Genomic DNA, 12,982 nt, shown 5'->3' with positions numbered 1-12,982 from the left:
CGCAGGCGCGCGCGGCGGCGAGGGGGGCGCTGCCGGGGGCAGGGGCGCGGCCTGCTCCATCACGGGGATCCCCGCGGACTCGGGCGCCGGTTGCGGTCCGGTTGCGGGGCGCAGCCGGGGCTGGGGATCGCCCGCACCGGCGAGGGGACCGACCAGCGATGTCAGCCTGGGCGCGCGCATCACGGCTCCTCCGCCAGCGTCCGCGCGGCAAGGATGCGGCGCAGATAGTCCTGCCGGCGCGAAACGGGCAGGGAGAGGATCTCGGTCTCGGACCAGTGATAGCTCATCGCGATCAGGTGGATCTCGTCCAGCAGCGTTGCCGCGCGGCTGCGTAACTCGGTGTCGAGGAACTCGGCCACATCCAGCGGCAGGACCAGCGCCGCGCCGCAATCCGTGCAGGCGGTGCCGATTTCCAGCCCCAGCCCGGCCACCGCGCTTTCCAGCGCGGCGATGACGGTTTCGCGGTCGGGACCGGCCAGCCGCGCCTCGGCCTGGGCGGGCTCCATTCCCGCCGCCAGTGAAAGCAGCGCGGCCAGCGCCGCCTCTCCGCGAAGCCCCCGCCGTTCCAGCGCGATGAGATCGCCAAGCCGCAGGAGCCTCAGCGGCACGCCGTCCAGCGGCAGCGGCGCCGCGGGTTCGCGGGGCAGGTCGTCCAGGGAAAAGGCCAGCGCATTGCCGGCGCCGCAGCCGGTGCAATCGGTCTCGGATTCGATGTGCGGGCCGATCAGAGCGCGGCGCAGGGCCAGCAGCGCCTCTTCCCATTCGGGCAGGGTCAGGGCGGAGAGCGCCTCGATTCCGCGGCCCCCGACCGCGGCGGCCAGCGCGGCCAGCCGCCCGTGGGGCCCGTCCGCGGGGGCGTGGAAGGCGATTTCATCCTGTCCCGTCAAAGCGCGCACGGCTTGCTCCTTTCCCGGCGGTCCAGTCTTCCGGCGATCCGGTGGCCGGTCAGGTTTCGGCAGGCTCGGTCACGGCCTCGTCGAGGACGAAGTTCTCGTATTCGACCTTCAGCGTCTGGATGGCGACGGCGTTGGCGTTGGCGTCCATTTCCGGCAGGGCCTGGAATTCGCTGGCCCAGGCCCGCATCAGGTTGAAGGCCATGACCGGGGCGCCCTGCATGTTCAGCACCTCGACCCGGACGGATTTGCGATAGTTGACCAGGCTGTTGGCCGCCTCGCCCTGCGGGTTGTTGACCTGGTTGGCCCATTCCAGGAACTGCCGGTCATGGGTCAGGCCGGATTCGAATGTCACCGGCTCGAACTTGGTGCGGCCGGGCATCTTGCGCACGATGCCGGCATCGGCGGCGACGCGCCATTCGATCGCCTCGGTCGTCTTCTTGATCGCCGACATCTTGGACAGGGCGGCGACGACGCGCCCGTCCCATGTCACCCGGAAGCGGAAGTTCTTGTAGGGGTCGATGCGATGGGCGTTCACGTTGAACATCGGCATGGGCTGCCTCCTTTTCGATCAGCCCGCGCCTAGCGGCGGGTCATCTGGCTGAGTGTTACGATGACGAATTCGGCCGGGCGCAGCGGCGCGAAGCCGACCTGGACATTGACCACCCCCGCCGCCTGGTCGTCCGGCGTGGTGGTGTCGCTGTCGCATTTGACGAAATACGCCTCGCGGCTGGTCGCCCCGGCAAAGGCGCCGTTGCGGAACTGGGCCTCCATGAAGGCGCCGATGGTGGCGCGCAGCGCGGCCCAGAGCCGTTCGTCATTGCCTTCGAACACGGCCCATTGGATGCCGTTGAAGATCGACCTGCGCAGGAACATCGCGGTGCGGCGGACGTTGATATAACGCCATTCCGTGGTCGGCCGCCCGGTGCGCGCGCCCCAGACCACGCGGCCCGCGCCCGGCACCGTGCGCAGCGCATTCAGCCCGTGCGGGTTCATGCGGTCCTGGTCGCGGTCCAGCACCTGGAAATCCAGGCCCACCGTGCCCGACAGCGCGGCTTCCAGCCCCGCCGCCACCTTCCAGACGCCGCGCCGCCCGTCGGTGCGCCCGTAAAGCCCGGCGACATGGCCGGCCGCCGGGATCGCCCGCACCGGATCGCGGCCAAGGCCCGCGGGATCGGGAACCACGATCCGCGGCCAGTAGAGCGCGCGGAAATCCGAGCCGGTGATGCCGTTGCGCGCCTGGTCCACCGCATTGCCCACGGGATCCTCGGCCGCGGTCGAGCGCGGCGCATCGGCGACCAGGAACAGGTCGCGCTGCGGGCGCGCCTCGACATAGGCCAGCACGGCGTTGACGAAGCCGGCATGCTGCGCGTTGGTCGTCGCGCTCAGCAGCCCGTCCGAGGCGCAGACGATCAGCGCCGCATCGTCGATCCCGTCCAGCGCGGTCAGCGCCGCGCCGTAGCCGGCCGCGGGAAAGGTGGCGTTGCCGCCGGTGCCCCCGGCCAGCGCCGTGCCCGGCGTGGCCCCGGTCAGCGCCCCCTGGTTGCGCGGGCGGAAGGCGATGGGCGGCTCGACATCGGCCCAGGCCAGGTAGGCCGAGCGGGCAAGCTGGTCCGGCATGTATTTCTCGTCCGCCGGATCGGGGGACAGGCCCTCGAACCGCTCGACCTCGGCAAAGTTCGCCTCTCCGACGGGGCGGTAGAAGACGACGAGGTTGAAGCGGGCGGGGTCGGCATCGGTGCTGTCGGCGATGGCCACGCGCAGCGCGTTGCCCCAGGCCCCCGCGCCCCGCGCCCGCAGGGTCGAGCCGGCCGTCGTGCCGCCCGCGCCCAGCAGGATGCCCTCGGGGCCGGCGGGCATGTTGACGGGCCGGATGGCCGGGCCGGCCCAGCGGATGTCGGGGTCCGCGGCCAGTCGGGTGATGACGTTGTTGGGGTCGCCGTCGGCGGTCGTCAGGTTGGTCAGCGTCGGGTTGGGCGCGCGGTTGGCGAAACTCGCGCCGTTGTTGGTCGAGACGCGGACCGTCAGGTTGAAATGCGCCGCATCCCCGTCGGCCGCATTGGCGATGACGACCTGGATCTGCTCATCCGCGGCGGGCGCGCGCGCCTGCACGATCCGCGCCGTCGCCCCGCCCGCATCGCTGACGGTGATCGCGCGTTCGGCATCGACGGGCAGGCTGGCCACGGTCGCCGGCGCATTGCCGACGCCGGCGGCCAGGCGCAGGACATAGGCGCGGGGACCGCCGTTCTCGAAAAAGCCCTTGATCGCATAGGGCAGCAACAGCCGCGCCGTGCCCGCGTCGCCTTCGTTGCGGAAATAGCCGCCGAAGATGCGCTGGAACTGGATCTCGGACGAGATCGGCGTCGGGCCGGTCGGGCCGCGTTCGGTTTCGCCGACAAGGATGGTGACGGCGGTCGGCGCGGCCTCGATCGCGCGCGCGCCGCCGGGCGCCTCGCGAACATAGACCCCCGGCGTGAGAGGCGTAGTCATGATGCATGATCCTTGCTGCTTGTCGGCAGCGGTCCGGGGACAGAATATTCAGAAGCGGAGACGGTCTCTCCACCTGTCCGCGCCGTTCCCGACCCAGAGAAATTCGATTGTCCGGCCTTGCTTTCCGACCCAGGGGTCGGGCGCCTGAAAAGCAGTCCTTCCGGCCGGCGCTTGCGCGGAAGCGTGATCGGCGGTCTTCCGGTGTCCCGGAGCGGCCGAAGCACTTCATATCCTGTCGTTTTCGGGGCAAGGGCCCCAGAATGACGGCCCCAATGGCAGAGGGTGTCGTTCCCCGTCCATTATCACATTTACGATAGCTCACGGCCCGATTCTGTCAAGCCCCGGCGTGGGTTTGGCAGGGAGGTTGGCAGGGGCAAGAGGGGCCGATCGCCATCGCGATCCGCCAATCCCGCCGGTGCGCGCAGAAGGGGCGGCGCGCATCCCGGCAGGAACATTTCCCGATGCCCTTCGTTGTCCGGGATCAACAGGAGGCGAGCATGACCGACCATGACGATCACGTGGAGAAATTCTGGAGCCGGCTCGGGGGCATCAACTCCGGCATGCTGGGCCTGACCGAGGACGCGCGGCTCGTGCCCATGTCGCATTATGCCGACGCGGAGGCCGGCAGGCTGTGGTTCATCACCGCCAAGGGAACCGACCTGGCCCGGTCCCTGGCCGCCGGCGGCAAGGATGCGGTGCATGTGGTCGCCGACGAAGGGAAGGGGCTCTTCGCCCGCATCCACGGCACGCTGTCCCTGTCCGACGACCGCGCCAAGCTTGACGAGCTGTGGAACGCCGTGGCTTCGAGCTGGTTCGAGGACGGCAAGCAGGACGAGGATGTCCAGCTTCTGCGCTTCGACCTTGCCGATGCCGAGGTCTGGGTGACGGGGGGCAGCCTGTCCTTTCTCTACCAGATGGCCAAGGCCAAGATCACCGGCGACAAGCCGGACATGGGAGAGCATTTCAGCCTCGGCTTCTGATCCTTGCCGTGGCCGCGGGCCGCCTTGCCGCAAGGATCAGCAGGCCGAAGACATCATAGACCAGCACGGCGATGCAGCCGGTCAGCACCCCGCCCTGGATGACGAAGGCCGGGTTGTTCGAGGTCAGCCCGGCGATGATCACCTCGCCCAGGCTGCGCGCGGCCACGGTCGAGCCGATGGTCGCCGTGGACAGCGCGATGACGACCGAGATGCGGATGCCCTCCAGGATCAGCGGCAGGGCCAGCGGCATCTCGACCTGCACCAGCATCTGGCGCGGGGTCATGCCGACGGCCCTGGCGGACAGCAGGACCGAGCCGGGCACCCCCCGCAGCCCCGCCAGCGCGTTCTCGAAGATCGGCAGCAGGCCATAGAGAAACAGGGCAAGGACCGTCGGCCGGGTGCCGAAGCCCAAGAGCGGCACCGACAGCGCCAGCACGGCGACCGGCGGGAAGGTCTGGCCGATATTGGCCAGCATCCGGGCGGTGGGCAGGAACTCGGCCCCGGCGGGGCGGGTGACGAGGATGGCCAGCGCCAGCGCGATGAGGGTCGAGGGCACCATCGCCAGCATCACCAGCATCAGATGCGATGCGGTCAGTCCGGCCAGCGTGGCGCGGTCATAGATGACCGGCCCGCCGGCGGGCGCAAAGGGGCGCAGGACGGGCTCGAACAGGGCGGGGAACAGGACCAGCGCGCCCGTCATGCCGACCAGAACGATCCAGCGCAGCGCGGTCATGCCGGCGGGGCCTGTCGGCCCGCGGCCAGGATGTCGTCGCGCGTGACGATGCCCAGCCCTTGCCCCCGGCCGTCCACCACCGGCAGCCGGTCGCGGCCGGTCCAGATCATCTCGGCCAGGGCGTCCGAGAGCGAGGCGGCGGCATCGACCGGATCGCCCTGGGCCTGGCCCGCGCGCAGGAGCGTGCCGACCGGCTTCAGCGCCAGCAGGCGCAGCGCGCGGCCCGTCTCGCCCACCAGGTCGGCCACGAAGGGGGTGGCGGGGGCGCGGACGATGTCCTCGGGCGGGCCGAACTGCTCGAAGCGTCCGTCGCGCATCACGGCGATGGCGTCGCCCAGATACAGCGCCTCGTTCATGTCATGCGTGACCAGCACGACGGTGGTGCCCAGCTGGCGGCGGATCCGCGTCAGGTCGCGCTGCGCCTGCCGGCGGATCAGCGGGTCCAGCGCGCCAAAGGGCTCGTCCATCAGCAGCACCTCGGGCCGGGCGGCCAGCGCGCGTGCGACGCCGATCCGCTGCGCCTGCCCGCCGGACAGCTGATGCGGATAGCGGGGGCCGATCTCGGCCGGGTCCAGTTGCAGCATGTGCAGCAATTCCTGGGTGCGGGCCTTGATCCGCGCCCTGGGCCATCCCAGCAGGGTGGGGACGACACCGATATTGCGCGCCGCGGTCCAGTGCGGGAACAGCCCGTAGCCCTGGATGACATAGCCGATGCCCTGGCGCAGCGACACCTCGGGGATGCGGGCGACGTCCTTGCCGTCGATCAGGACCCGGCCCGCGCTTGGCTCGACCAGGCGGTTGATCATCCGCAGCAGCGTCGTCTTGCCCGAGCCCGAGCTGCCGACGATCGCGGTCAACGTGCCGCGCGCGAAGCGGGCGGTGACGCCGTCCACGACGGGCCTGCCGCCGTAGGTCTTGGTCAGGGCCTCGATCTCGATCATGGCGGCTGCATCCTGAAGGAGGCGATCACCAGGTCCAGCACCGCCGAGGTCAGGAAGGCCAGCGCCACCGTCGGCAGCACGCCCAGCAGGATCAGGTCGGTCGCCGTCTGGCCGATGCCCTGGAAGATGAAGGTTCCATATCCGCCCGAGCCGATCAGCGCCCCCACCGTGGCCAGCCCGATATTCTGCACCAGCACGATCCGCGCGGCGGCAAGGATGACGGGCAGGGCCAGCGGCAGATCGACCATCCGCAGCCGCTGGGCGCCGGTCATGCCCATGCCGGCCGCGGCCTCGGCCACCGCCGGCGGCACGGCATCGACCCCGGCCACGGTATTGGCGACGATGGGCAGCAGCGAATAGAGAAACAGCGCCACCAGCGCCGGCGCCATGCCGATGCCCCTGATCCCGGCCTCGGCCGCGGCGGGGACATGGGCGGCGATCCAGGCCAGCGGCACGATCAGCATCCCGAACAGCGCGATCGAGGGGATGGTCTGGATCAGCGTCAGCAGGTTCAGCACCGGGGCGCGCAGGGCCCTATGGCGCTGGACGGCCAGCCCCGCCGGCAGGCCCACGGCCAGCGCGGCCAGAAACGAGCCGAAGGCCAGGACCAGGTGATCCGCCGTGGCCTTGTGGAAGGCGGCGGCGCGCAGCCGGAACTCGGCCGCGACCGAAAGATCGGCCAGCACGCCCGAGCCCAGAAGCGCCGCCACCGCCGCCAGGGTGGCGGCCAGCAGCGCGGCGCGGGGCGCGGGGCCGGGCTGCATGCGCGCAAAGGCGTCCACCAGCAGCAGCACCAGCACCCCGGCGGCCAGCCAGAAGCCCAGGCCGGGCGAGACCCGCGCCGCAGGGGCCGCCTGTTCCAGCAGGACGGCAGCGCCCCGTCCCAGCATAAGGATCAGCCCGGCCAGCGCCGCGGCCAGAAGCAGCATCCGCAGTCCCGGCCGGCGCAGCAGCAGCAGCGCGACCACGAGCAGCAGGGTGCCGGCGGCAAGCGCGGCGGCCGTGGGCGCCCCGAACGCCTCGGCCCAGCCAAGGGCCTGGGGCTGCGCGATCCGGTTGGGCCGCAGGCCGAATGCCGAAAGCGCCGGCGCCGCCAGCAGCGGCAGCGCCAGGACGGCCGACAGCCGGTCGATGCGCGGCCTGGGCATCCTCAGTCGAGCAGCCCGGCCTCGGTCAGGTAGGCCTGCGCCACCTCGGCGGCGGGCAGGCCCTCGACCTGGACCTGGCCGTTCAGCCTTTGCAGAACCTCCAGGTCCAGCCCGGCGAAGGCCGGTTCCAGAAGCTCGGCGATCTGCGGATATTCGGCCAGGATCTCGGCGCGGACGATGGGCGCGGGCTGGTAGACCGGCTGGACGTTCTTGTCGTCCTCGAGCACCGTCAGCCCGGAAAAGGCAAGGGCGCCGTCCGTGCCATAGACCATGGCCGCATTGGCCCCGCTGGTCCCGTTCGCCGCCGCCTGGATCGTGGCGGCGGTATCGCCGCCCGACAGCACCAGCAGCTGGTCCTGATCCAGCGTAAAGCCATAGGCCCGCTGGAAGGCCGGCAGCGCCGGGGCCGAGTTGACGAATTCGGCCGAGGCGACCAGCTTGACCTCGCCGCCGCCCGACACCCATTCCCCGAATTGCGAGAAGGTGCTGACCCCCGCCTGCTCGGCCACCTCCGAGCGGAGGGCGACGCCCCAGGTGTTGTTGGCGGGCGCGGGGGCCAGCCAGACGATGTCGTTGGCCTCTTCGTCCAGCTGCCTGGCGGCCTGGTAGCCGGCGGCGGCATCCTGCCAGATCGGCTCGTCGGCGCGATTGAAGAAGAAGGCGGCGTTGCCGGTATATTCGGGATAGATGTCGATCTCGCCGGCCAGGATCGCCTCGCGCAGGATGGGGGTGCCGCCCAGCTGGATGCGGTCGCGGGTCGGGATGCCGGCGTGGTCCAGCAGTTGCAGGATGATCTGGCCCAGCACCCCGCCTTCGGTGTCGATCTTGGACGACACGACGACTTGCGCATGGGCGGTGCCAAGACCGGCGGCAAGGGCGATGATTGCCAGCGGGACAGGTTTCAGCATGTCGTTTCCTTTGCAGTGAGCGCGCAGCCGGTGCATGGATGCCGGCCCGCATCGGCCCGGTCGGCTTGTTCGGTTTCCCCGCTGCCAGGACGGGAAACCCGCAAGCCTTGGTTCCAGTTCCGTGCGCGCTGCGGGTTTGCCGCGAATGCCGCCCGCCTGCTGCAAGGGGCCTTGCCTCTGGCGGCCGTCAGGCCACGGCCTGCGCGCCGGTGATCTCGACCAGCGAGCCGCACATGAACGCCGCCTCGTCCGAGGCCAGGAAGGCGACCAGCGCCGCCACCTCCTCGGGCTTGCCGATGCGGCCGAAGGGCACCAGCCGGTCCAGGTCGGCGATGGTGCGGCCCGCGCGCCTGACCCCCGCCTCGAGCATGGGCGTGTGGATCTCGCCGGGGCAGACGGCGTTCACGCGGATCTTCTGGGGCGCATAGTCGCGGGCCAGGTTCTGGGTAAAGCTCGCCACCGCCGCCTTGGTCACGTTATAGGCGATGTGGTTCGGCGCCGGGTGCAGCCCCCATTGCGAGGCGGTGTTGACGATGGCGCCGCCGCCGGCCGCGATCATATGCGGCAGGGCGGCCTGGCACAGGTGGAACATCGCATCGACGTTGATGGCGAAGGACAGCCGCCAGTCCTCGGGCGTCAGCGCCAGCAGGTTGCCGCGCCGGTTGATGCCGGCATTGTTGCACAGCACGTCGATGGCGCCTTCGGTGGCGATGACGTTTTCGATGATCGCCCGGCAACCCTCGGGCTGCGAGATGTCGCTGGCCAGGGCCCGGCTGCCGGGGATGGCGGCGGCGGTCGCCTCGGCCCCTTCGGCGTTCACGTCGGTGATGACGACGCGGGCGCCCTCGGCGGCGAAGCGCCGCGCGATGGCCGAGCCGATGCCGCCCGCAGCGCCGGTGACGATGACGGTTTTGTCCTTGAAGCGCATGGTTTTACCTCAGATAGCTGCCGCCGTTTATATCCAGAACCGCACCGTTCAGCGATGCCTGCGAGGGACGGAAGGCAAAGGCGGCGAGTTCGCCGATCTCCTCGGGCGCGGCCATCCGGCCGATGGGGATGCCGGCCAGCGCCGCTGCCTCGCCGTGCCGGGCGACATAGGCCTCGGCCATGTCGGTGCGCACCCAGCCCGGCGCCAGCGCGACCGCGGTCACGCCTTCGTGGCCATGGCTTTGCGCGATGGATTTGGTCAGGTTGATCAGCGCGGCCTTGGAGGCGCCATAGGCCATGGCATTCGAGGCATAGCCGCGCTGGCCGGCGCGGCTGGCCATGTTGAGGATGCGCCCGCCGCCATTGTCGCGAAAGTGCCGGATTGCCAGCTTCGACAGGTCCACGGCCGACAGGAAGTTCACCCGGATCTCGCGCGCCCAAACCCGCTGCCATTCGTCCATCGGCGCATCGACCGCGACCTCGGAACGGATGCCGGCATTGTTGACCAGCCCGGTCAGCCGGCCCGCCGCTGCCACCGCCCGATCCCAAAGCGCCTGCGGCGCGGCGGGGTCGGACAGGTCGGCCGGTAGGCACCAGCCCCGCCCGTCCAGCGCGGCCAGCAGCGCCTGCGCCGCGTCGCGGTTGCGGCCGTAATGGATGACGACCCGCGCGCCTTCGGCGACCAGCGCATGGCAGATCGCCCGGCCGATGGCGCCGGTCGCGCCGGTCACGAGGATGGATTGCCCGGAAAGCGTCATAGCTCACCCACCTGCGGGCCCCAGGTGTCCGACAGGGCAAAGCCCTGGGCAAAGGGATCCTGCGGGTCCAGCCGCAATTGCTGGCGGCCGAAGACATAGCCCTGCCCGGTGATGCGGGGCAGGATGGCGGGGCGGTCGCCGACGGTGGTCTCGCCCAGGATCTCGGCCGTGAAGGTGCCGCCGATAATGCTGCGCGACAGCCGCCTGTCGCCGGTCCTGGCCAGCCCGCGCGCATGCAGCACCGCCAGATTGGCCGACGAGCCGGTGCCGCAGGGCGAGCGGTCCACCCGTCCCGGCTTCAGCGTGGTGCAGGTCACGACCGAGCCGTCGGGCCGGTAGTCGCGGAACATCACATAGGCGATCTCGTCCAGGCTGGGGATCTCGGGGTGCTGGACCGCGACCTGCTCGGCCAAGAGCGCCTTGATCTCGGTCCCGGCCTCGGCCAGGGCGCGGGCCGCCTCGGGGACGATGCGCAGGCCGACCTGGTCCACGTCGATCTGGGCATAGAAGACGCCGCCGAAGGCGATGTCGGCCCGGATCGTGCCCCATTGCGGGGTCGAGACCGGGACGTCGAGCTGCTGGACGAAGGCCGGCACGTTGTCGAGGCTGACCGACAGGCAGCGCCCGTTCTCGCATCGCGCGCGGGCCAGGATCAGCCCGGCGGCGGTGTCCAGCCGCACCACGGTTTCCGGCTCGACCATCTTCACCCGCCCGGTTTCCAGCAGCGCCGTCACCACGCAGATGCAGTTCGAGCCCGACATGGGATGGGCGCGATCCGGTTGCAGCACGATGAAGCCCGCATCGGCATCGGGTCGCGTCGGCGCCAGCAGCAGGTTGGTGGTATGGACCACCTGCGCGCGGGGCTCGCGCGTCAGGAACAGCCGCAGCGAAGGGTCCACATGATTGAGGTGGTTCATCTTGTCGAGGATGGTGGCGCCCGGAATCTCGGGCGCGCCGCCGACCAGCACGTTGCCGCTTTCGCCCTGGCAATGCACCAGCAGGATGTCGAGGGATTTCTCGAAGCTCATTTCAGATACCATCCCCAGGGTTCCTTGCTGACAAAGCTGGTGATCTGCTTGGTTTCCAGATAGTTATCCAGGCCCCAGCGGCCCAGTTCGCGGCCGATGCCGGATTGCTTGTAGCCGCCCCAGGGCGCCTCGGTGAAGGTGGGCTGGCTGCAGTTGATCCAGACGATGCCGGCGCGGAAGGCGCGGGCGACGCGCTCGCAGCGCGCCTCGTCGGCGGACATCACCGCGGCGGCCAGGCCGAAGCGCGAGTCGTTGGCCAGCCGGATCGCCTCGTCCTCGGTGTCGAAGGGGCGGATGCAGACGACGGGACCGAAGATCTCCTCGACCCAGGCGTCGCTGTCCAGGGCCGTGTCGGTCAGGATGGTGGGCGCGACCCAGAAGCCCTTGTCGAAGCCGTCATGCCGGCCGCCACAGGCGACGGTGGCGCCTTGTTCGACGGCGCGGTCGATATGGCGCAGGACGTCCTCATACTGGCTCTTGTTGACCAGCGGGCCAAGCAGCGTGCCCTCGTCCAGACCGTTGCCGATCCTGATCTTCTGCGCTTCCTCGACCAGCCGCTCCAGCAGGCGGGGATAAAGCGGCGCCTCGACCAGCACGCGCGAGGTGGCCGAGCAGACCTGGCCCTGGTTCCAGAAGATGCCGAACATGATCCATTCGACCGCCTTTTCGATCTCGCTGTCGGCGAAGACGACAAAGGGCGACTTGCCGCCCAGCTCCAGGCTGATGCGCTTGATGTCGCGGGCGCCCGTCGCCATGATCCGCGAGCCGACCGGGCCCGAGCCGGTGAAGGCCACCTTGTCGACCTGCGGATGCTCGACCAGCGCCTGGCCGACGACCGAGCCCTTGCCGGACAGGATGTTCAGCACCCCCTTGGGCAGGCCCGCCGCCTCGGCGATGGCACCCAGTTCCAGCGCGGTGAGCGAGGTGGTCTCGGCCGGCTTCAGGATCATGGTGCAGCCTGCCGCCAGCGCCGGGGCGACCTTCCACGAGGCCATGAGCAGCGGATAGTTCCAGGGCACGATGGCGACCGCGACGCCCAGCGGCTCGCGCACCGCCTTTGCGGTGAAACGGTCGTCGGCCAGCGCGATCTCCTCGACCTCGCCGTCCAGTTCCTCGGCCAGATCGGCGTAGAAGTCGAAGCAGCCGGCCGCATCCGACAGATCCCATTCGGATTCGGGCAGCGGCTTGCCGTTGTCGCGCGTCTCCATATGCGCCAGTTCCGGCAGCCGGTCGCGGATGCCCTGGGCGATGGCGCGCAGGTATTTCGCGCGCTCGGCGCCGGTCATGCGCGGCCAGGGGCCGTTGTCGAAAGCCTCGCGCGCGGCGGCGACGGCGGCCTCGGCATCGGGGGCGGTGGCGGCGGGAATGTGGTGGAACACCTCCTCGGTCGCCGGGTCGATGACCGGCAGCGTCCCGCCCTCGGCCGGGGCCACCCATTCGCCGTTGATATAAAGTCTGGTCTGCATCTTGTTCCTCACATGTGCCGGGTCAGACCGCCATCGACCCGAAGGCTTTGGCCGGTGATGTAGCTTGAATCGTCGGTCAGCAGGAAAGCGGCGGCCTTGGCCTGTTCCTCGACCTTGCCGATGCGCTTGAGCGCCGTCAGATCGCCGAATTTCCCGACGTCCAGGCTGTCGGTGAAGCCGGGCAGCAGGCAGTTCATGCGGATGTTGTCCGGGCCGTAGCGGTCGGAATAAAGCTTGGTGAAGGACGACACCCCGGCGCGATAGACGCAGGAGGCCGGGAACCACAGCGAGGGCTCGAAGGCCGCATAGGTGGTGATGTTGACGATCGCGCCGCCGCCCTGCGCCTGCATGATCGGCGTCACCAGCCGCACCATGCGGACGACCGACTTCACGATCATGTCGTTGGCGAGATCCCAGTTTTCATCCGTGATCTCAAGCAGGTCGCCTTTCGGCGGATGGCCGGTGTGGTTCAGAACCGCGTCGATGCGGCCATAGCTGGACATCGCCAGATCGACGATGCCCTTGAGGTCGTCGGCGCTTTGCGCGACCCCGCGCCGGGCCACGCCGTCCAGTTCCGCCGCCAGCGTCTCGCAGCTGTCCGAGGGCGACATCAGCGCCAGCCGGTAGCCGCGGGCATGCATCTCTCGCGCCACCGCGGCGCCCATGCCGCGGCCGCCGCCGGTGATCAGACAAACCTTCTGGGTCATGGG

Annotated in this window: 13 protein-coding genes; 1 reads left to right on the top strand and 12 read right to left on the bottom strand. The window is 70.1% G+C overall.

The annotated features are described in order from the left end of the window. Positions 1 to 179: 179 nt before the first annotated feature. From FE811_RS10160 to FE811_RS10150, 3 genes are read right to left on the bottom strand one after another with little or no spacing between them, the layout of a single operon-like run. Positions 180 to 896: a hypothetical protein gene (locus tag FE811_RS10160; protein WP_140847387.1), complete on the bottom strand. Its 717-nt coding sequence runs from the start codon at positions 894 to 896 to the stop codon at positions 180 to 182. A 49-nt stretch (positions 897 to 945) separates the two neighbouring features. After that, positions 946 to 1,446, bottom strand: a complete 501-nt coding sequence (locus FE811_RS10155; RefSeq protein ID WP_036757981.1) for a phage tail protein — start codon at positions 1,444 to 1,446, stop codon at positions 946 to 948. 29 nt (positions 1,447 to 1,475) lie between these two features. Next, positions 1,476 to 3,383, bottom strand: a complete 1,908-nt coding sequence (locus FE811_RS10150) for a phage tail sheath C-terminal domain-containing protein (protein WP_140847384.1) — start codon at positions 3,381 to 3,383, stop codon at positions 1,476 to 1,478. A gap of 497 nt (positions 3,384 to 3,880) precedes the next feature. Here FE811_RS10150 and FE811_RS10145 point away from each other — a divergent pair, with 497 nt between their 5' ends. After that, positions 3,881 to 4,363 carry a pyridoxamine 5'-phosphate oxidase family protein gene (locus FE811_RS10145; RefSeq protein WP_114536823.1) on the top strand — a complete coding sequence of 161 codons (483 nt, stop codon included), beginning with the start codon at positions 3,881 to 3,883 and terminating at the stop codon, positions 4,361 to 4,363. Here the strand turns inward: FE811_RS10145 and FE811_RS10140 are convergent. The 9 genes from FE811_RS10140 to FE811_RS10100 all read right to left on the bottom strand — a co-directional run bounded on the left by FE811_RS10140 (position 4,347) and on the right by FE811_RS10100 (position 12,979). After that, positions 4,347 to 5,096 (bottom strand): ABC transporter permease, encoded by a 750-nt coding sequence (locus FE811_RS10140; protein ID WP_036757983.1) that lies wholly within the window; start codon positions 5,094 to 5,096, stop codon positions 4,347 to 4,349. The genes FE811_RS10145 and FE811_RS10140 overlap by 17 nt on opposite strands. Further along, a complete protein-coding gene (locus FE811_RS10135; protein ID WP_114536790.1) occupies positions 5,093 to 6,037 on the bottom strand; it encodes an ABC transporter ATP-binding protein in 945 nt (314 codons plus the stop codon). The genes FE811_RS10140 and FE811_RS10135 overlap by 4 nt, the downstream gene beginning before the upstream one ends. Then, the gene (locus FE811_RS10130; protein ID WP_140847381.1) at positions 6,034 to 7,185 is read right to left on the bottom strand and encodes an ABC transporter permease; all 1,152 of its coding nucleotides are present in this window, start codon (positions 7,183 to 7,185) and stop codon (positions 6,034 to 6,036) included. Before FE811_RS10130 ends, FE811_RS10135 begins: the two co-directional genes overlap by 4 nt. 2 nt (positions 7,186 to 7,187) lie before the next feature. Next, entirely contained in the window at positions 7,188 to 8,093 is a 906-nt protein-coding gene (locus tag FE811_RS10125) for an ABC transporter substrate-binding protein (protein ID WP_072461287.1), read from the bottom strand. Positions 8,094 to 8,280: 187 nt separating this feature from the next. Next, entirely contained in the window at positions 8,281 to 9,021 is a 741-nt protein-coding gene (locus FE811_RS10120; RefSeq protein ID WP_140847378.1) for an SDR family NAD(P)-dependent oxidoreductase, read from the bottom strand. Positions 9,022 to 9,025: 4 nt separating this feature from the next. Next, entirely contained in the window at positions 9,026 to 9,778 is a 753-nt protein-coding gene (locus FE811_RS10115) for an SDR family NAD(P)-dependent oxidoreductase (protein WP_140847375.1), read from the bottom strand. After that, positions 9,775 to 10,818 (bottom strand): proline racemase family protein, encoded by a 1,044-nt coding sequence (locus FE811_RS10110; RefSeq protein WP_255469704.1) that lies wholly within the window; start codon positions 10,816 to 10,818, stop codon positions 9,775 to 9,777. Before FE811_RS10110 ends, FE811_RS10115 begins: the two co-directional genes overlap by 4 nt. Beyond that, positions 10,803 to 12,272, bottom strand: coding sequence for an aldehyde dehydrogenase family protein (locus FE811_RS10105; RefSeq protein ID WP_140847372.1), 1,470 nt, complete (start codon positions 12,270 to 12,272; stop codon positions 10,803 to 10,805). The genes FE811_RS10110 and FE811_RS10105 overlap by 16 nt, the downstream gene beginning before the upstream one ends. A gap of 8 nt (positions 12,273 to 12,280) precedes the next feature. After that, positions 12,281 to 12,979 (bottom strand): SDR family oxidoreductase, encoded by a 699-nt coding sequence (locus FE811_RS10100; RefSeq protein WP_140847369.1) that lies wholly within the window; start codon positions 12,977 to 12,979, stop codon positions 12,281 to 12,283. Positions 12,980 to 12,982 lie beyond the last annotated feature (3 nt).

Source organism: Paracoccus sp. FO-3 (assembly GCF_006386455.1).
Classification (GTDB): domain Bacteria; phylum Pseudomonadota; class Alphaproteobacteria; order Rhodobacterales; family Rhodobacteraceae; genus Paracoccus; species Paracoccus versutus.
Note: the sequence above shows the minus strand (reverse complement) of the source record. Positions and strands in the feature narration are given on the sequence as shown.